The organism is Mycobacterium sp. 852002-10029_SCH5224772 (assembly GCF_001667315.1).
GTDB lineage: Bacteria > Actinomycetota > Actinomycetes > Mycobacteriales > Mycobacteriaceae > Mycobacterium.
On sequence record NZ_LZHT01000115.1, the window covers coordinates 1 to 18,366 of the forward strand.

Sequence of the window (18,366 nt, forward strand, 5' to 3'; positions counted from 1 at the left end):
GCTTTCCCAGCGCCAAATCGAACTTCGCGATCTGGGCCTCTTCGAGGGTCATGTCGTCACGCTCGAAGTAGGCGCAGGTATAGCCCATCGTGCGGTCCAGAAACAATGCGAAGAATTCGTCCGAGACATCGTAGATGGACTGCGACTCCTCGTAATAGGGCTCCAGTCTCGTCATCCTCGGCACATACCTTTCGTCCAATTCAACGCGAGCATACTAACCGACGGGACAGTGAACAGCGTGTCGGCCACCCCGTGGTACATCAGTAAAACTCAATTAGTACTTGTAAAAACCTTGGCCCGTTTTCTTACCGAGCCGACCGGCCTCCACCATGCGCAGCAATAGCGGCGGTGGCCCGTACTGCGGCTCTTTGAACTCCTCGAACATCTTGTCCGCGATCAACTTCAAGGTGTCCAGGCCGACCAGGTCGGACAGGCGCAGCGGGCCCATCGGGTGTGACAGCCCGGCCACCACGGCCTTGTCGACATCTTCGATGGTGGCGAAACCGGCTTCCACCATCCGGATCGCGGACAGCAAGTACGGTACCAGCAGTGCGTTCACCACGAATCCGGACCGATCCGAGCAGCGCACCACCTGCTTGCCCAGCACGGCGCTCGCGAACTCTTCGGTGCGGGCCGCGGCGGCTTCGTCGGTAACCAGCGTGCTGACCAATTCGACGAGCGGCAACACCGGGACCGGGTTGAAAAAGTGCAGACCCAGCACCCGTTGCGGGCTCTTGGTGGCCGCGGCGATCTTCATGATCGGGATGCTGGAGGTGTTGGACGCCAGGACCGCGTCCGGATCGGTGATCACCCGGTCGAGTTCGGCGAACACCTGGGCCTTGACGGCGTCGTCTTCGATGATCGCCTCGATGACCAGTTGGCGGTCGGCGAGGTCCTTCAGGTCTGTGGTGAAGGTGAGCTTGCTCAGCGCGCGGTCGCGTTCCCGCTCGGTGACCTTGCCCGCGCTGACGCCGCGCTCCAGCGATTTGACGATGCGGGCGCGTCCCGCCGTGATGAGGGCCTCGGTGGTCTCGAACACCGTCACGTCGACGTCGGCGCGGACCGAGACCTCGGCGATGCCTGATCCCATCTGGCCGGCCCCGACTACGCCTACTCGTTGAATCGCTGCGTCACTCACTGCATTCTCTCCGGTTCTCTGCGGTGGCCGTATCGCCTTGCACCGCAATAGGCCCCGCCCAGGTTTGACTGGGCGGGGCCTACGCTACTTCATCTCATTCTCGGTGCGACGAGCGTGTAGTCAGCGCGAAAATTCGGCCGAATTTTCGCCACAGCTGCACGCTCGGCGCGGCTTGCGGGCCTACGCCCGCTCGGGCTCGTGGGCTCAGTGAAACTGGCCCTCTTCGGTGGAGCCGGTCAGGGCGGTGGTCGACGAGGTCGGGTCGACCGTGGTGGCGATGCGGTCGAAGTAACCGGCGCCCACCTCGCGCTGGTGCTTGGTGGCGGTGTAGCCACGCTCCTCGGCGGCGAACTCGCGCTCCTGCAGCTCGACGTAGGCGCTCATCTGGTTGCGGGCGTAGCCGTAGGCCAGATCGAACATCGAGTAGTTCAGGGCGTGGAAGCCGGCCAGCGTGATGAACTGGAACTTGAATCCCATTGCGCCAAGCTCCTTTTGGAACTTCGCGATGGTGGAGTCGTCAAGGTGCTTGCGCCAGTTGAACGACGGCGAGCAGTTGTAGGCCAGCATCTGGTCGGGGAACTCGGACTTGACGCCCTCGGCGAACTTGGCGGCGAGCTCGAGATCCGGCGTGCCGGTCTCCATCCAGATCAGGTCGGAGTACGGCGCGTAGGCCTTGGCGCGGGCGATGCAGGGCTCCAGGCCATTGCGGACCCGGTAGAAGCCCTCCTTGGTGCGCTCACCGGTGATGAACGGCTGGTCACGCTCGTCGACGTCGGAGGTGATCAGCGTGGCCGCCTCGGCGTCGGTCCGGGCGATGACGACGGTCGGAACGTCGCACACGTCGGCGGCCAGTCGGGCCGAGGTCAGGGTGCGGATGTGCTGCTGGGTCGGGATCAGCACCTTGCCGCCCAGGTGGCCGCACTTCTTCTCCGAAGCCAGCTGGTCCTCCCAATGGGAACCCGCCACACCGGCGGCGATCATGGCCTTCTGCAGCTCGTAGACGTTGAGCGCGCCACCGAAACCGGCCTCGCCGTCGGCGACGATCGGCGCCAGCCAGTTCTTCACCGAGGTGTCGCCCTCGACCTTGGCGATCTCGTCGGCGCGCAGCAGCGCGTTGTTGATCCGGCGGACCACCTGCGGCACCGAGTTGGCCGGGTAGAGGCTCTGGTCGGGGTAGGTGTGGCCGGACAGGTTCGCGTCACCGGCGACCTGCCAACCCGACAGATAGATGGCCTTCAGGCCGGCGCGCACCTGCTGCACGGCCATGTTGCCGGTCAGGGCGCCCAGGGCGTTGATGTACTCCAGGTCGTGCAGCTGCTCCCACAGCACCTCGGCGCCGCGGCGGGCCAGGGTGGCCTCCTCGACGACGCTGCCCTGCAGGGCGAGGACGTCCTTGGCGGTGTAGGTGCGGGTGACATCCTTCCAACGCGGGTTGGTGTCCCAGTCCTGCTGGATCTGTTCGGCGCTCTTCGGGGTGCCAACGACAGACATTGGGCATGCTCCTTCACGATCTTCACTACTGAGTTGCTGGACGCCTCACCGGCGGTAGCTTGTGGCTCAACTTCACTGGTGTGCTAACTCGAAGATGGCACAGCTCGCAGGGGCGGTCCACCCATTTCAATTGCCAATTTAAGCAATGGGAACGAGCGAATTTGCGAAGTTTGCTAAGTTGCTAACAAACTTAACCGTTTCAGAAACTACCCGTCAGTAACCCCAAAACCGCAGGTCACACCGTAATTTAACCGGGACGCTTGTCCTGCTACCGAGCAAAGATCGCGGCGACGGCTTTCGTCTCGTCACCGACGGCGTATGTGAGCGTTGTAACAGTGCGATCGGCCAGGTCGGGACCGAATCGCTCGGTCGAGCCGGCGGGGTGAACGTGCGAAATGATCTCCAGCTTGTCGCCGAGCGCCACCGGCGCCTCGTGCTCGATCGTGATCCGCAACGGCGCCCGCATCAGTTCGGTGTGCGACGCCAGATAGTCCTCGACCACGCTCCAGTACACCGAGTTGTTCATGTGGTCGAACAGGTCGATGTCGGTGACCCGGACGGGAAATTCGTGGATCTCGACCGCGTCGTCGCGGCTGCCCGGCTTCAGATAGGACTTCCACCGCAACCGGTCGACCGATGTCGTCTTGTGCAGACCCGCCAGGAACTCGTCGGCGATGCGCGAGGGCATCTGGGTTTCCCGGTTGATGTTGATCCAGAAGGCCTCGGACTCGATGAGCCCGCCGTTGCGTTTCCCATCGATGCGAACCCGCATCTCGCACCACCGATTGGAGGTGCCCGAACACCATCGCCGCATCCGCAGCATGTCGCTGAACTCGACCGGCCGGATCAGGTCGATCATGGTGCGCCGGACGATCCACAGCGGATGGGTCTCCTCGAAACCCATCTCGCGCAGCTGGTCCTGGCCGATGTCCTGGATGTGCCGGCACGCGGCGTCCAGTCGCAGCCGTCCCGTGCGATCGATATCGCCGACCCGCAACGGCCACTGGCGGTCGAAAACGTCAGGGTGACCGTCGGGCACCGGCATCAGTTGTTTATCCAGGCTCACGGCCACCTCCCCAGTGCTCCCCGTTTCCGCCTCGCGGTCACCCCAGGCTAAGGCCTACGGCCCCGATCGAATCATGCCAACGAGCCCCGTCGAACACCAATCGCGACGCGCGGTACCGGTGCCAACTCTGCGAACCATATCTTCACAGGCCCCGGTAACCTCGGTGAAGTGTCCAAGACGTTCGTCGGCTCGCGTGTCCGCCAGTTGCGGAACGAGCGTGGGTTTTCCCAGGCCGCGCTGGCTCAGATGCTGGAGATTTCGCCGAGCTACCTCAATCAGATCGAGCACGACGTTCGCCCGCTGACCGTGGCCGTGCTGCTGCGCATCACCGAGGTGTTCGGGGTGGACGCCACCTTCTTCTCCTCACAGGACGACACCCGGCTGGTCGCCGAGCTACGCGAGGTCACCATGGACCGGGATCTGGACATCGACGTCGACCCGACCGAGGTCGCCGAGATGGTCAGCGCTCACCCCGGGTTGGCGCGGGCGGTGGTCAACCTGCACCGGCGGTACCGGATCACCACGGCACAGCTGGCCGCCGCCACCGAGGAGCGGTTCTCCGACGGCAGCGGCAGCGGGTCGATCACCATGCCGCACGAGGAGGTGCGCGACTACTTCTATCAACGGCAGAACTACCTGCACGAGCTGGATACCGCCGCCGAGGACCTCACCATCAAGATGCGGTTGCACCACGGCGATCTGGCCCGGGAGTTGACCCGCCGGCTGACCGAGGTGCACGGGGTGCACATCAACCGCCGGATCGACCTCGGCGACACGGTGCTGCACCGCTACGACCCCGGGACCAAGACGCTGGAGATCAGCAATCACCTCTCGTTGGGGCAGCAGGTTTTCAAGATGGCCGCCGAGCTGGCCTACCTCGAGTTCGGGGATCTGATCGACAGCCTGGTCGCGCAGGGAAAGTTCACCAGCGAGGAGTCGCACACACTGGCCCGGCTCGGTCTGGCCAACTACTTCGCCGCCGCCGCCGTGCTCCCCTATCGCCAATTCCATGACGTCGCAGAGAATTTCCGCTACGACGTCGAGCGATTGTCATCGTTCTACTCGATCAGTTACGAGACCATCGCGCACCGGCTCTCCACGATGCAGCGTCCCTCGATGCGCGGGGTGCCCTTCTCGTTCGTCCGGGTCGACCGCGCCGGCAACATGTCAAAACGCCAGTCCGCCACGGGTTTTCACTTCTCGTCCAGCGGTGGCACCTGCCCGTTGTGGAACGTCTACGAAACGTTCGCCGACCCGGGCAAGATCCTGGTCCAGATCGCCCAGATGCCCGACGGCCGCAATTACATGTGGGTGGCCCGCACCGTGGAACGGCGCGCAGCCCGGTATGGTCAGCCGGGTAAGACCTTCGCGATCGGCTTGGGCTGCGAGCTTCGCCACGCGCACCGGCTCGTCTACTCGGAAGGACTCGATTTGTCGGGGGATATCTCCACACCGATCGGCGCCGGTTGCCGGGTCTGCGAACGCGACAACTGCCCGCAGCGCGCCTTCCCGGCGCTCGGCCGCGCGCTCGATCTCGACGAGCATCGCAGCACCGTGTCCCCGTACCTGGTGACCCAACCGTGAGCCACCCCACCGCCGACGACGATGCAGAGCGGAGCGATGAGGAGCGGCGCATGAGTCTCGACGGCCGCATCCCGCCGGGGCGGTTCCGCCAACTGGGACCGATCAATTGGGTGATCGCGAAGCTGGGCGCACGCACGGTGCGCGCCCCCGAGATGCACCTGTTCACCACCCTGGGCCAGCGCCAACTGCTGTTCTGGACGTGGCTGGCCTACGGCGGCCGCCTGCTGCGCGGCAAGCTCCCGACCATCGACACCGAGCTGGTGATCCTGCGGGTCGGACACCTGCGGGCGTGCGAATACGAACTGCAGCACCATCGCCGGATGGCGCGGTCGGCCGGGCTGGACGCCGACGTGCAGGCCGCGATCTTCGCATGGCCCGAGCGGCTGGACCCGGTCGAGGGGCGCCTGACCGTGCGTCAGCAGGCGCTGCTGGCGGCGACGGACGAGTTCGTCAACGACCGGACCGTCACCGACGCCACCTGGCGCGAGCTGGCGACTCACCTGGATCGGCGGCAGCTGATCGAATTCTGCTTGCTGGCAAGCCAATACGACGGGCTGGCCGCGACGATGTCCGCGCTCGCGATTCCGCTAGACAACCCGCGGCAGCTATAGGTAGACGTCGGCGAGGATGGCCAGCGTCAGGACCACGGGCAGCACCGGCAGTCCGAAGGCGAACGCGGCCCGCACCTGTTTCCCGCGCCGGCGCTGCCAGGCGCCCCACATCCCGGCGCAGATCGCCAGCACCACCGATGCCAGCAACACCAGCGGACCCCACTGGCCCGCCGTCGCGTTATCCCCGGTCGAAATGCCCAGCAACCAAAGGATATAACCGGTCGCCAGGCCACCGAGGGCACCCGCGATCGTCTGAGGCGTGACGGTGCGAATCATCTTCGGCTCAGAAATTGATCATGTGTCCGGTCAGGCCGTGGAAGCATTCCTGCAGCGCCTCGGACATGGTCGGGTGGGTGTGCACGTTGCGGGCCAGCTCGGTGGCGGTCAGATCCCACTTCTGCGCCAGCGTCAGCTCCGGGAGCAGCTCTGAGACGTCGTGGCCCACCAGGTGTCCACCCAGCAGCTCACCGTATTTGGAGTCGGCGATCAGCTTGACGAACCCACTGGGGTCGCCGACACCGTGGGCCTTGCCGTTGGCGGTGAACGGGAATTTCGCCACCACAACGTCATGGCCTTCGTCGCGGGCCTGCTCCTCGGTGAGGCCGAAGCTGGCGACGTTGGGCTGGCAGAACGTCGCGCGCGGCATCATGCGGTAATCACCGAGCGCCAAAGTCTCTGCGCCGGCGATGGTTTCGGCCGCCACCACGCCCTGGGCCTCGGCGACATGGGCGAGCTGCAGCTTCCCGGTGACGTCACCGATGGCGTAGATGTGCTCGATGTTGGTCCGCATATAGTCGGTGATGCCGATGGCCTTGTTGTCGGTCAGGGCGACCCCGGCCGCCTCCAGGCCGAAGCCCTCGACGTTGGGCGCAAAACCGATGGCCTGCAACACCTTCGCGGCCTTGAGCTCCTGGGTGTTGCCGTCCTTGCTGACCACCACGGTCACCTCCGAACCGTTGTCGGAGATGGACTCGACCTTGGTTCCCGTGAGGATCTTGATGCCCAGCTTCTTGAACTGCCTCTCGAGCTCCTTGGAGACCTCGGCGTCCTCGTTCGGCAGCGCGCGCGCCAGGAACTCCACGACGGTCACGTCGACGCCGTAGTTGCGCAGCACGTAGCCGAACTCCATGCCGATCGCTCCGCAACCGGCGATGACGATCGACTCCGGCAGCTCCCGGGACATGATCAGTTCCTCGTAGGTGACCACGTTGGCCGACAGCGACGTGCCGGGCACCAGGCGGGTGCTGCTGCCGGTCGCGATGATGGCGTTGTCGAACGTGACGGTTTCGGTGCCGCCCTCGTTGAGCTCGACCGAGATCGTGTTGGCGTCGGTGAACCGGCCGTAGCCATGGATTTCGGTGATCTTGTTCTTCTTCATCAGGAAGTGCACGCCGGCAACGCGGCCCTCGGCCACCTTGCGGCTGCGGTCGAAGGCGATCCCGTAGTCGAAGGTCGCCTCGCCGCTGATGCCAAAGGTCTTGGCCTCTTTGGTGAAGATGTGCGCGAGTTCGGCATTGCGCAGCAAAGCCTTGGACGGAATGCAGCCGACGTTGAGGCAGACTCCACCCCAGTACTTCGGCTCGACGACCGCGACGCTGAGCCCCAATTGTGCGGCGCGAATTGCTGCGACATATCCGCCGGGGCCGGCTCCGAGAACGACGACGTCATAGTGAGAAGTCACGAGCCCACCCTAGTGGGCCAGGACCCCAGCTGGCCGCCCGGGCGAGGCGTCAATACGGAATGACGCCGACGAGACAGCGGCCCACCCGCTCGCAGTAGTAATAGCCGTACAGGGGTGCGGCTCCGGCCACGGCGGCGAACGGTCCGGACAGCACCGCCACCGACAGCGCGGAGAGCAGCGGCCTGCCGTGGGCCATCGCGAGCAGCACGCCGCCGACGGTGCACGCCATCACGTAGGTCAGCACCGCGAACAGCGCCGGGGTCTTGTCGATCGAGCCGTACCACCACGAGAACAGGCCCAGCCCGATCACCGCCGCGGCGGCCCAGACGCCGAGAAGCACCAGGGCCAACTTCCACCACTTGACGTACAGGTAGCGACCGGGGACGGTGACCGACTGCACCGGGCCGGCGGATCCGGCGGGGACCTCCGGTCCGGGCTGCTCCGGCTCGGGCTCGGTTGTCGCGGGCCGCCCGCCGGTGTCCTCGATCTCCTCGTCGGCATCAGCGTCGAAATCGGGGACCCACGACTGGGTGCCGGTGTCTTCCGCGCCGCCGGTGTCTTCCGCGTCGGAGAAATCCGGCACGAACGCCTCGGTCCCCGGGCTCGCGGCGTCCTTGTCCTCAGGCACCGGCGGTCACCCGCAACGCGACGAGCACACCGAACCAGCCCGGCGCCACCGCCAGGATGAACGCCCCCAGCATGGTGACCCAGCGGCGCCCGGAAAACAGGATCATCGTCAGCCCGATGACGCTGGGAATGCCGAACACCGACGCAATCGCGACGTCCGGGCGGACGCTGGCGTGGACCATCGCGGTGTACGCCACGCACGCCAGTGCCCCGACCGCGCTTCCGATCAGCATGGCGCCGGCCAGTAACCAGGGACGGGGCAGGGGGATCACTTTCTCGACTGTACTGCGGTTACCGGCGCGGAGGGCATGTCTGCGCGCCCGCGTCGACCACCACCGGACCCCGCGTCGCGGGGCGTTCGCCACGCTCGTAATCGGCGCCCGTGATGACCGCTGCGCCGGCCAACGACGCCTGTTCTTCTGCGCTGAAGACGCGGCCGCGGGACAGGAACCGGACGCCGGCGGGGGCTTCCAGGCTGAACCCGCCACCGCGGCCGGGCACCACGTCGATCACCAACTGGGTGTGCTTGTCGCGATAGTGGGCCCCGTATTGCGGGCCCGAAATCCACACCGGCACCCCCTCGGACCCGACGTCGAGCACGCCCAGCAGGACATCACGATCGCCGACGAGGAAGTCGCCGAGCGGGTAGCACATCGGCGACGACCCGTCGCAACAGCCGCCGGACTGATGGAACATCACCGGGCCGTGAGCCGCCTGCAGCCGCGCCAGCACCTCGGCGGCCGGAGCGGTGATGGCCGTCCGGGCTGGCGGGACCATCAGAAGAACCCTTGCGCCTTCTCGGAGTAGGACACCAGCATGTTCTTGGTCTGCTGATAGTGGTCGAGCATCATCTTGTGGTTCTCCCGGCCGAAGCCGGACTGCTTGTAGCCGCCGAACGCCGCATGAGCGGGATAGACGTGATAGCAGTTCACCCACACCCGGCCTGCCTGGATGTCGCGCCCGGCCCGGTAGGCGGTGTTGCCGTCGCGGCTCCACACCCCGGCGCCCAGGCCGTAGAGGGTGTCGTTGGCGATCGAGATGGCGTCGTCGTAATCGGCGAACGACGTCACCGTCACCACCGGCCCGAAGATCTCCTCCTGGAAGACCCGCATCGTGTTGTCCCCGCCCAGAATGGTGGGCTGCATGTAGAAGCCGCCGGACAAGTCGCCGCCGAGCTCGGCGCGTTCGCCGCCGGTGATCACCTTGGCGCCCTCGTCCTTGCCGATTTCGATGTAAGACAACACTTTTTCCAGCTGGTCGTTGGAGGCCTGCGAACCCAACATGGTCTCGGAGTCCAGCGGATCGCCCTGCCGGACCGCCTTGGTGCGGATCGCGGCCAATTCCAGGAACTCGTCGTAGATGTCGGCCTGGACCAGGCTGCGCGACGGGCAGGTGCACACCTCGCCCTGGTTGAGGGCGAACATCGTGAAGCCCTCCAGCGCCTTGTCCTGATAGTCGTCGGCCTTGGCCATCACGTCGGAGAAGAAGATGTTGGGGCTCTTGCCCCCGAGTTCCAGGGTGACCGGGATCAGGTTCTGCGACGCGTACTGCATGATCAGTCGCCCCGTGGTGGTCTCGCCGGTGAACGCGATCTTGGCGATCCGGTTGCTCGACGCCAGCGGCTTGCCGGCCTCGGCCCCGAACCCGCTGACGACGTTGATCACCCCGGGCGGCAACAGGTCGCCGATCAGTGACATCAGGTAGAGCACCGAAACCGGTGTCTGCTCAGCGGGTTTGAGCACCACCGCGTTGCCGGCCGCCAGCGCGGGCGCCAGCTTCCAGGCGCCCATCAAGATGGGGAAGTTCCACGGGATGATCTGCCCGACCACGCCGAGCGGCTCGTGGAAGTGGTAGGCGACCGTGTCGTCGTCGATCTGGCTCAGCGAGCCCTCCTGCGCGCGCAGCGCCGCGGCGAAGTACCGGAAGTGGTCGGCCGCCAAGGGGATGTCGGCGGCCAGCGCCTCGCGGATCGGCTTGCCGTTGTCCCAGACCTCGGCCACCGCCAGCGCGGCGGTGTGCTCGTCGATGCGGTCGGCGACCTTGCTCAGAATCGCGGCCCGCTCGGCCGGCGCCATCTTGCCCCACGCCGGGGCGGCCGCGTGGGCGGCGTCGAGCGCCTTGTCGACGTCGGCCTCATCCGAGCGGGCGACCTCGCAGAACGTCTGGCCGGTGACCGGTGTCGGGTTCTCGAAGTAGCGCCCCCGCGCCGGCGGAACCCACTGCCCCCCGATGAAGTTCTCGTAGCGGGACTCATACGACATCAACGCCCCGGCAGAACCTGGACGTGCGAAAACAGTCACTGCTCTCACTCCTCATTCGGCTGTGTAATACACCTCACAGTACCGCCGGAGCCACAATGGCTTCCATGACGTCGCAAGCACGCACCGACCCCCAAGACAGCCGAGACGAAGACCCCTACCTGTGGCTCGAGGACGTCACCGGCCAGGAGGCGCTGGATTGGGTGCGGGCGCGAAACGAGCCGACGCTGGCGCGCTTCCGAGACGCCGGTTTCGAGCGGATGCGCACCGAGGCGCTCGAGGTGCTCGACACCGACGCCCGCATTCCCTATGTGGTGCGCCGCGGCGAGTACCTCTACAACTTCTGGCGTGATGCCGCCAACCCCCGCGGGCTGTGGCGGCGCACCAGCCTGGACAGCTACCGCACCGAAGCCCCCGAGTGGGATGTGCTGATCGATGTCGACGAGCTGGGCCGGGCCGACGGCGAGAAATGGGTGTGGGCCGGCGCCGGCGTCATCTACCCCGAATACACCCGTGCGCTGGTCAGCCTCTCCCGTGGTGGTTCGGATGCCTCCATCGTGCGCGAATTCGACATGCTGACACGGGAATTCGTGTCCGGCGGGTTCGAGCTGCCGGAAGCCAAGTCCCAGGTCAGCTGGGAAGATCCCGACACCGTCCTGGTCGGCACCGACTTCGGCGCCGACTCGCTCACCGATTCCGGCTATCCGCGGGTGGTCAAACGATGGCGCCGCGGAACACCCCTGGCCGACGCCGAGACGGTCTTCGAAGGCGCCCGCTCCGACGTGAACGTAGTGGCCAGCGCCAGCCGGATCCCCGGCTTCGAACGCACCCTGATCGGCCGGGCCCTGGACTTCTGGAACGAAGAGCTCTACGAGCTGCGCGGCGCGGAACTCATCCGCATCGACACCCCCACCGACGCCAGCGTGAGCCTGCACCGCGAATGGCTTCTGGTCGAGTTGCGCAGCGACTGGTTTTTCGGCGACTCGACCTATGGTGCCGGGTCCCTGCTGGCCGCCAACTACGAGGAGTTCCTTGCCGGCACAGCGCAATTGCAGGTCGTCTTCGAACCCGATGAGCACACCGCGCTCAACCACTACGCATGGACCCGCGACCGGCTGTTGATCGTCTCGCTGGTCGACGTGGCGAGCCGCGTCGAGATCGTCACGCCCGGCGGCTGGCAACGCGAACCAGTGGCCGGGATCCCCCCGGCAACCAACACCGTCGTCGTTTCCGCCGACGACACCGGCGACGAGTTCTTCCTGGATTCCAGTGGATTCGACTCACCGTCCCGGCTGATGCGGGGCACCGACGACGGGGGCCTCGAGCAGCTCAAGTCCGCGCCGGCGTTCTTCGATGCCCAAAGAATCTCCGTGGCACAGTATTTCGTCAAATCGCAGGATGGCACGCCGATCCCCTACTTCGTGGTGCGGCCCGGCGGGTCGGCATCCGATGCGCCGGCCCCGACCCTGCTCTACGGCTATGGCGGATTCGAATCGTCGAACACGCCGGGTTACAGCGGCGTGCTGGGCCGGCTCTGGCTGGCGCGCGGCGGCACCTACGTGCTGGCCAACATTCGCGGCGGCGGCGAATACGGTCCGGGCTGGCACACCCAGGCGATCCGCGAGGGCCGGCACAAGGTGGCCGAGGACTTCGCCGCCGTGGCAACCGACTTGGTGGACCGCGGCATCACCACCGTCGAACAACTCGGGGCGCAGGGCGGCAGCAACGGCGGGCTGCTGATGGGCATCATGTTGACCCAGTACCCGGAGAAGTTCGGCGCACTGGTGTGCAGCGTGCCGCTGCTGGACATGAAGCGGTATCACCTGCTGCTGGCCGGCGCCTCGTGGGTGGCCGAATACGGCGACCCGGATAACCCCGACGACTGGGAATTCATCTCCGAATACTCGCCATACCAAAATATTTCGGCGACGCGCCGTTACCCGCCGGTGCTGATGACCACCTCCACCCGCGATGACCGGGTGCATCCGGGTCACGCCCGCAAGATGACGGCGGCGCTGGAGGCCGCCGGTCACCCGGTGTTCTACTACGAGAACATCGAGGGTGGCCACGCCGGCGCCGCCGACAACGAGCAGGTCGCGTTCAAGTCGGCCCTGACCTACTCGTTCCTGTGGCAGATGCTGGGCGGCGACAAGCAGTCATAAGATCATCGACGTGTCAGCGACGCAACGCATCGAACTCACCCTGTTGGCGACCGGGTTGATCTTCATCCTGGCGTCGGCGGCCCAGGCCCGCTATCGCTTCATCAACGACCGGCGCGCCGCCCGGCGCTTCTACTGGGCGACCGCGATCATCGGCATCGCCTGCTTTGCGGTAGGGACCGGCCGGCTCTGGCCCAACGGCATCCTCTCCGCCGCGGTCTTCTCCGCGATCATCGCCTTCTCGGCCTACCTCACCACGCCGTATCTGAAGATCGGCGGGCGGATCTACGCCTCGTCGCCCGAAAATCGTCAGCCCGACCCCCCGGCCCCAGACCGCTAGCCCACACTTGGGCCATGCCCGACTTCGAGACACTGCTGTACAGGACCGCCGGCCCGGTCGCCACCATCACGCTGAACCGGCCGGAACAGCTCAACACCATCGTGCCGCCCATGCCCGACGAGATCGAGGCCGCCGTCGGCCTGGCCGAGCGCGACCCGGCCATCAAGGTCATCGTGCTGCGCGGGGCGGGCCGGGCGTTCTCCGGCGGCTACGACTTCGGCGGCGGGTTCCAGCACTGGGGCGAGTCCATGATGAGCGACGGGAAATGGGATCCCGGCAAGGACTTCGCGATGGTCAGCGCCCGTGAGACCGGGCCGACGCAAAAGTTCATGGCCATCTGGCGGGCGTCCAAACCGGTGATCGCCCAGGTGCACGGCTGGTGCGTGGGCGGGGCCAGCGACTACGCGCTGTGCGCTGATCTCGTCATCGCCAGTGAGGACGCCGTGATCGGCACCCCCTACAGCAGGATGTGGGGCGCGTACCTGACCGGGATGTGGCTCTACCGGTTGAGCCTGGCCAAGGTGAAGTGGCACTCGCTGACCGGCCGCCCCCTGACCGGCGCGCAGGCCGCCGAGATCGAGCTGATCAACGAGGCGGTGCCCTTCGAGCGCCTCGAGGCGCGGGTGGCCGAGATCGCGGCCGAACTGGCGCAAATCCCCTTGTCGCAGTTGCAGGCGCAGAAGCTGATCGTCAACCAGGCCTACGAGAACATGGGCCTGGCCTCCACCCAGACACTGGGTGGCATCCTCGACGGCCTGATGCGCAATACGCCCGACGCCCTGGGCTTCATCAAAATCGCCGAGACAGAGGGCGTGCGGGCCGCCGTCGAGCGTCGCGACGGCCCCTTCGGGGACTACAGCCAGGGCCCACCGGAGCTGCGGCCGGACCCCTCGCACGTCATCGCCCCTGATCGGGACTGATACTGAGACAGGCTAGGGATCCGCTGGCAGTGAGCTGGGAAATGTCCGCGTCCGGCCAAAAAGTGCTACCGTAATCGCTATGTCTCGGCTGAGTACTGGCCTGCGTGCAGGCGCTACGTTCCTTGCTCTGGGCATTACCGCTGCGATTTTTCCGTCGACCGCGGTAGCCGACTCCACGGAGGACTTCCCGATCCCCCGCCGGATGATCAACACCACGTGCGACGCCGAGCAGATCCTGGCCGCCAGCCGGGACACCAGCCCGGTGTACTACCAGCGCTACATGATCGACTTCAACAACCACCCCAACGTCAATCAGGCGGCCATCGACAAGGCGCACTGGTTCTACGCACTGTCGCCGCAGGACCGCCGGAACTACTCGGAGAACTTCTACGCGCCACAGGCCGATCCGCTGTGGCTGGCCTGGCCCAACCACATGAAGATCTTCTTCAACAACAAGGGCGTGGTCGCCAAGGCCACCGACATCTGCAACCAGTACCCGCCCGGCGACATGTCGGTGTGGAACTGGTCGTAACCCACACGGCCGCCTGACAGCCCTCAAACGACAACTGCCGACGCGTTTCCCAGGAGACGGCGTCGGCAGTTGCATTTTGGCAATCCGCTAGTCGTCAGTAGTGCGGCGCCGAGGCCGCCGCGAACCGATCGGTGTTCGCCTCGGGCTGCTTCGGCAGCATGTACGCCCGCACCGCCGCGCGGGACCCGTACGGCCGCAGCATCAAGCTGGCCGGTCGGGTGCGGACCTGCGTCGGCCACCAGAACCAGCGGCCCATCAGGGCGGCCACCGACGGCATCATGAACGAGCGCACGATCAACGTGTCGAACAGCAGGCCCAAGGCGATCGTGGTACCCACCTGCCCCATCACCACCAAAGGACTGAAGACGAACGACGCCATGGTGGCGGCGAAGACCAGGCCGGCGGACGTCACCACCGCCCCGGTGCCGGCCATCGAGCGGATGATCCCGGTCCTGATTCCGGAATGGATCTCCTCTTTGAATCGGGAAACCAGTAGCAGGTTGTAGTCCGATCCCACCGCCAACAGCAGGATGACCGACATCGCCAAAACCATCCAGTGCAATTCGAAGCCCATGATGTCCTGCCACACCAGCACGGAGAGCCCGAACGAGGCGCCCAGCGAAAGCAGCACGGTGCCAACGATCGTGATCGCGGCGACCAGGCTGCGAGTGATGATCAGCATGATGATCAAAATCAGGCTGGCGGCAGAGATTCCGGCGATCATCAGGTCGTACTTGGACCCGTCGCGCATGTCCTTAAAAACCGCCGCGGTGCCGCCCAGCCAGATCTTGGCGCCCTCCAGCGGCGTCCCCTTGATGGCCTCCTTGGCCGCGTTCTTGATCGGCTCGACGTGCGAAATCCCTTCGGGGGTAGCTGGATCCCCCGTATGCGAGATGATGAATCGGGCCGCGTGCCCGTCCGGTGACAGGAACATCTTCAGGCCCCGCTTGAAATCGGGATTGTCGAAGACCTCCGGCGGGATGTAGAACGAGTCGTCGTTCTTCGACGCGTCGAACGCCTGCCCCATGGCCGTCGAGTTCTGGCTCATCACGTCCATCTGGTCATACAGCGACGACATCGAGCTGTGCATCGTCAGCATCATCGTCTTCATCGTCGTCATGGTCGCGATCATCGGCGGCATCTGTGCCAACATCTGCGGCAGCAACGCATCCAGCTGCGAGATGTCAATCGTCAGGTGCTGGAACTTCTCCGTGATCTGATCGAGCCCGTCAAGCGCGTCGAAGATGGAGTGCAGCGACCAGCAGGCCGGGATGTCGAAACAGTGCTTCTCCCAATAGAAGTAGCTGCGGATCGGCCGGAAGAAGTCGTCGAAGTTGGCGATGTTGTCACGCAAAGTGCTTGTCACGTCCAACATTTCATGCGTGAGGCCGTCCATGTGGTGCGTGACGGCGGCCATCTGCGACGTGATGTTGTACATGCGCCGCATCGTGTCGATGGACTGCTGCATGGCGTCGGCCTGCTGCAGCATGTCCTTCATGCGCTGCTTCATGTACTGCTGGTTTTCCACCTGCGTGGTGTTTTGCATGCTGATCTGGAACGGGATCGATGTGTGCTCGATCGGCGTTCCCAGCGGCCGGGTGATCGCCTGGACGCGCGCGACACCGGGAATGTGGAAGATGCCCCGGGCAACCCGGTCCAGGACCAGCATGCCCGCCGGGTTGCGCATGTCGTGATCGGTTTCGACCAGCAACAGCTCCGGGTTCATCCGGGCGTTGGGGAAGTGCCGCTCGGCGGCGTCGTACCCGACGTTGGCCTTGGTGGATCCCGGCAGATACTTGCGGTTGTCGTAGTTGGTCTTGTAGCCGGGCAGGGCGAGCAACCCGATGAGCGCAATCGCGATCGACACCGCCAGGATCGGGCCGGGCCAGCGCACGATCGCGGTGCCCACCCGCCGCCAGCCCTGCGTCCGCATCCTGCGCTTGGGGTCGAACAGACCGAACCGGCTGCCCACCGTCAAGACGGCCGGACCGAGGGTCAGCGCGGCGAAAACGGCGACGAGCATGCCGACCGCACAGGGCGCCCCGAGCGTCTGGAAATAGGGCAGCCGGGTGAAGCTGAGGCAGTACATCGCACCGGCGATGGTCAGGCCGGAGCCCAGCACCACATGGGCCGTCCCGTGAAACATGGTGTAGAAGGCCTGATCTCGGTCCTCGCCGAGCGATCGCGCCTCCTGGTATCGGCCGAGCACGAAGATCGCGTAGTCCGTGCCGGCCGCGATGGCCATCAGCACGAGTAGGTTCACCGCGAACGTGGACAGCCCAATGATGTTGTTGTAGGCCAACAACGAGACGACCTGCCGGGCCGCGAACAGCTCGATCACCACCATGATCAGCGTGATGACCACGGTGACGATGGAGCGGTAGACCCACAGCAACATCACGATGATCACCAGAAACGTGATCATCGTGACCAGCAGGACGCCCTTCTCACCGGCCGCCGACTGGTCGGCGGTCAGCGCGGCCGCGCCGGTGACGTACGCCTTGACCCTGGGCGGCGACGGCGTGCTCTCGACGATGTGGCGGACGGCCTGGACCGAGTCGTTGGCCTTGCTCTCGCCCTGATTACCGACCAGATACACCTGGACGTAGGACGCCTTGCCGTCGTTGCTTTGCGCACCGGCGGCGGTCAGCGGGGCTCCCCAGAAGTCCTGCACGTGCTCGACGTGCTTGGTGTCGGCCTCGAGCTTCTTGATCAGTTGGTCGTAGAAATGGTGGGCGTCGTCGCCGAGCGGCCTGTCGCCCTCGAGGACGATCATGATCGCGCTGTCGGTGTCGAATTCGTTGAATACCTTGCCGACGCGCTGCATCGCCTGCATCGACGCCGCCTCGTTCGGGCTCATCGACACCGTGTGTTCGTTGGCGACGATGTCCAACGAGGGCACGAAGACGCTGAGCAGCACGACGAGCCCGGCCCAGCCCAACACGATCAGCAGTGCGCCCTTGTGCACCGCCCGCGCAAAAAGCGGCATGTGTGGGAGCCCGGCGGCCTGGTTGTCGGTCGTCATGCGGACTTCACGATGCAGAAGGTTTGAGCTTTCACACCCTCGGACGACCTTTCGTCTTTCACCACGTCGTTCACGACGATCCGGCAGCCGATTTGGTCCGTATTGGCTTGCGCGACAACGTTGACGCTCACCGAGGGCAGGGTGGTGATCACCGAAAGCGTCCAGGGCAGGGGCACGTTGTCGATGCGCTGGGGTTGCGCGTTGATGTCCAGGTAGTTGATGTTCGCGACCGTTCCGGGCGGCCCGTACACCTCGTAGACGACGTGCTTGGGGTTGAACGGTTTGATGTCGTTGGCGCTACCGCTGGTGATCGGGCGATTGTCGTGGTTGCCGAAGAAGGTGCGCAGCCGCGAGACGCAGAACCCCGCCACCGCGATCACAGCCACGATGACCACCACGATCCAGAACTTCTTCACCGCGGTGACGATTCGACTGTTGCGTCGCCGATCGGGCTGCCGTTGCCGCCCCGCCGGCGCAGTGGGTTCGCCGGCTGCCTCGTGGGCACCGTTAGGAGAGGGAACGGTCTCGTGCGGCCCCGGGCGCTCGGTGACCTCGGGACCGTTTTCACCGGTTGCAGTTCGCCAAGCCACAGCGCCCCGGCCTCCTTTCCTGTTTATGACGGTCCCGAGATAAGCCCGATGCACGTGGCAGTCAGCTGGCGGGGCAGCGCGGCGGCGAGTTCGACCACCGCACCCACCCCTCGGCGGCCAGGCGCAGCAGAACTTCCTTGTGTGAGGGGAAGTAGGGGCGCACCGCCGAATAGTGGATTCTCGCGCGGCTGGCGACCGCGGTCAGAGTGACCGAGGAAACGCCCGTCTCCAGCGCCAGCAAGCGCGCGGCTTCCACGAGGGCCTCCGCACGTTGGCGCTTCTTTTCCTCGGTGCGGGCGCGCTGCAGTGTGAGTTGCGCCACCGGCCGAGCGTAACGCACGTTG

18 protein-coding genes and 1 pseudogene are annotated in these 18,366 nt (G+C 65.6%); 6 read left to right on the forward strand and 13 right to left on the reverse strand.

Features of this window, described 5'->3' with window-relative positions:
* The 4 genes from A5775_RS20445 to A5775_RS20460 form a co-directional block, all read right to left on the reverse strand.
* Nucleotides 1-175 (reverse strand): class I SAM-dependent methyltransferase (locus A5775_RS20445; RefSeq protein ID WP_197512783.1); only part of this gene is annotated, 175 nt, incomplete at its 3' end.
* A 99-nt stretch (nt 176-274) separates the two neighbouring features.
* Nucleotides 275-1,138, reverse strand: coding sequence for a 3-hydroxybutyryl-CoA dehydrogenase (locus A5775_RS20450; RefSeq protein WP_067256424.1), 864 nt, complete (start codon nt 1,136-1,138; stop codon nt 275-277).
* Nucleotides 1,139-1,342: 204 nt separating this feature from the next.
* On the reverse strand, nt 1,343-2,629 hold the full coding sequence (gene aceA, locus A5775_RS20455) for an isocitrate lyase (RefSeq protein WP_067256426.1): 1,287 nt from the start codon (nt 2,627-2,629) through the stop codon (nt 1,343-1,345).
* Between the two features lie 268 nt (nt 2,630-2,897).
* On the reverse strand, nt 2,898-3,695 hold the full coding sequence (locus tag A5775_RS20460) for an acyl-[acyl-carrier-protein] thioesterase (RefSeq protein ID WP_067256544.1): 798 nt from the start codon (nt 3,693-3,695) through the stop codon (nt 2,898-2,900).
* Nucleotides 3,696-3,863: 168 nt separating this feature from the next.
* Between A5775_RS20460 and ramB the strand changes: the two genes are divergently transcribed.
* Together ramB and A5775_RS20470 are read left to right on the forward strand one after the other, a co-directional pair.
* On the forward strand, nt 3,864-5,279 hold the full coding sequence (gene ramB, locus A5775_RS20465; RefSeq protein ID WP_067256427.1) for an acetate metabolism transcriptional regulator RamB: 1,416 nt from the start codon (nt 3,864-3,866) through the stop codon (nt 5,277-5,279).
* Nucleotides 5,280-5,329: 50 nt separating this feature from the next.
* A complete protein-coding gene (locus tag A5775_RS20470) occupies nt 5,330-5,890 on the forward strand; it encodes a carboxymuconolactone decarboxylase family protein (protein WP_067256546.1) in 561 nt (186 codons plus the stop codon).
* Here A5775_RS20470 and A5775_RS20475 read toward each other — a convergent pair.
* Genes A5775_RS20475 through A5775_RS20500 form a run of 6 tightly spaced genes read right to left on the reverse strand, consistent with a single transcriptional unit; the run spans nt 5,885 to nt 10,498 of the window.
* The gene (locus A5775_RS20475) at nt 5,885-6,166 is read right to left on the reverse strand and encodes a hypothetical protein (RefSeq protein ID WP_067256430.1); all 282 of its coding nucleotides are present in this window, start codon (nt 6,164-6,166) and stop codon (nt 5,885-5,887) included. The genes A5775_RS20470 and A5775_RS20475 overlap by 6 nt on opposite strands.
* A 7-nt stretch (nt 6,167-6,173) precedes the next feature.
* The gene (gene lpdA, locus A5775_RS20480; protein ID WP_067256432.1) at nt 6,174-7,571 is read right to left on the reverse strand and encodes a dihydrolipoyl dehydrogenase; all 1,398 of its coding nucleotides are present in this window, start codon (nt 7,569-7,571) and stop codon (nt 6,174-6,176) included.
* Nucleotides 7,572-7,620: 49 nt separating this feature from the next.
* Nucleotides 7,621-8,199, reverse strand: coding sequence for a hypothetical protein (locus tag A5775_RS20485; RefSeq protein WP_067256434.1), 579 nt, complete (start codon nt 8,197-8,199; stop codon nt 7,621-7,623).
* Entirely contained in the window at nt 8,192-8,470 is a 279-nt protein-coding gene (locus tag A5775_RS20490; RefSeq protein ID WP_197512785.1) for a putative holin, read from the reverse strand. Before A5775_RS20490 ends, A5775_RS20485 begins: the two co-directional genes overlap by 8 nt.
* A 19-nt stretch (nt 8,471-8,489) precedes the next feature.
* Entirely contained in the window at nt 8,490-8,975 is a 486-nt protein-coding gene (locus A5775_RS20495) for a DUF779 domain-containing protein (protein ID WP_067256436.1), read from the reverse strand.
* A complete protein-coding gene (locus tag A5775_RS20500; RefSeq protein ID WP_082953097.1) occupies nt 8,975-10,498 on the reverse strand; it encodes an aldehyde dehydrogenase family protein in 1,524 nt (507 codons plus the stop codon). The genes A5775_RS20495 and A5775_RS20500 overlap by 1 nt, the downstream gene beginning before the upstream one ends.
* A gap of 65 nt (nt 10,499-10,563) precedes the next feature.
* Here A5775_RS20500 and A5775_RS20505 point away from each other — a divergent pair, with 65 nt between their 5' ends.
* The 4 genes from A5775_RS20505 to A5775_RS20520 all read left to right on the forward strand — a co-directional run bounded on the left by A5775_RS20505 (nt 10,564) and on the right by A5775_RS20520 (nt 14,407).
* The gene (locus tag A5775_RS20505) at nt 10,564-12,618 is read left to right on the forward strand and encodes a prolyl oligopeptidase family protein (protein WP_067256440.1); all 2,055 of its coding nucleotides are present in this window, start codon (nt 10,564-10,566) and stop codon (nt 12,616-12,618) included.
* Nucleotides 12,619-12,628: 10 nt separating this feature from the next.
* Nucleotides 12,629-12,955 (forward strand): hypothetical protein, encoded by a 327-nt coding sequence (locus A5775_RS20510; protein ID WP_067256442.1) that lies wholly within the window; start codon nt 12,629-12,631, stop codon nt 12,953-12,955.
* Between the two features lie 14 nt (nt 12,956-12,969).
* Nucleotides 12,970-13,875, forward strand: a complete 906-nt coding sequence (locus A5775_RS20515) for a crotonase/enoyl-CoA hydratase family protein (protein ID WP_067256443.1) — start codon at nt 12,970-12,972, stop codon at nt 13,873-13,875.
* Between the two features lie 79 nt (nt 13,876-13,954).
* The gene (locus A5775_RS20520) at nt 13,955-14,407 is read left to right on the forward strand and encodes a DUF5078 domain-containing protein (RefSeq protein ID WP_067256445.1); all 453 of its coding nucleotides are present in this window, start codon (nt 13,955-13,957) and stop codon (nt 14,405-14,407) included.
* A gap of 94 nt (nt 14,408-14,501) precedes the next feature.
* On the opposite strand, the gene A5775_RS20525 is transcribed toward A5775_RS20520, so the two are convergent.
* The 3 genes and pseudogenes from A5775_RS20525 to A5775_RS20535 form a co-directional block, all read right to left on the reverse strand.
* Entirely contained in the window at nt 14,502-17,432 is a 2,931-nt protein-coding gene (locus tag A5775_RS20525) for an RND family transporter (RefSeq protein ID WP_067256447.1), read from the reverse strand.
* Nucleotides 17,429-17,848 (reverse strand): MmpS family transport accessory protein, encoded by a 420-nt coding sequence (locus A5775_RS20530; protein WP_067256449.1) that lies wholly within the window; start codon nt 17,846-17,848, stop codon nt 17,429-17,431. Before A5775_RS20530 ends, A5775_RS20525 begins: the two co-directional genes overlap by 4 nt.
* A gap of 259 nt (nt 17,849-18,107) precedes the next feature.
* A pseudogene (locus A5775_RS20535) lies at nt 18,108-18,362 on the reverse strand (TetR/AcrR family transcriptional regulator); the annotation flags it as partial.
* Between the last annotated feature and the right edge of the window lie 4 nt (nt 18,363-18,366).

What these genes read in the sequence shown, in the direction of transcription:
- aceA (WP_067256426.1), bottom strand. Translation starts at nt 2,629, where the DNA reads ATGTCTGTCGTTGGCACCCCGAAGAGCGCCGAACAGATCCAGCAGGAC.
- A5775_RS20470 (WP_067256546.1), top strand. Translation starts at nt 5,330, where the DNA reads ATGAGTCTCGACGGCCGCATCCCGCCGGGGCGGTTCCGCCAACTGGGA.
- A5775_RS20475 (WP_067256430.1), bottom strand. Translation starts at nt 6,166, where the DNA reads ATGATTCGCACCGTCACGCCTCAGACGATCGCGGGTGCCCTCGGTGGC.
- A5775_RS20495 (WP_067256436.1), bottom strand. Translation starts at nt 8,975, where the DNA reads ATGGTCCCGCCAGCCCGGACGGCCATCACCGCTCCGGCCGCCGAGGTG.
- A5775_RS20505 (WP_067256440.1), top strand. Translation starts at nt 10,564, where the DNA reads ATGACGTCGCAAGCACGCACCGACCCCCAAGACAGCCGAGACGAAGAC.
- A5775_RS20515 (WP_067256443.1), top strand. Translation starts at nt 12,970, where the DNA reads ATGCCCGACTTCGAGACACTGCTGTACAGGACCGCCGGCCCGGTCGCC.
- A5775_RS20520 (WP_067256445.1), top strand. Translation starts at nt 13,955, where the DNA reads ATGTCTCGGCTGAGTACTGGCCTGCGTGCAGGCGCTACGTTCCTTGCT.
- A5775_RS20525 (WP_067256447.1), bottom strand. Translation starts at nt 17,432, where the DNA reads ATGACGACCGACAACCAGGCCGCCGGGCTCCCACACATGCCGCTTTTT.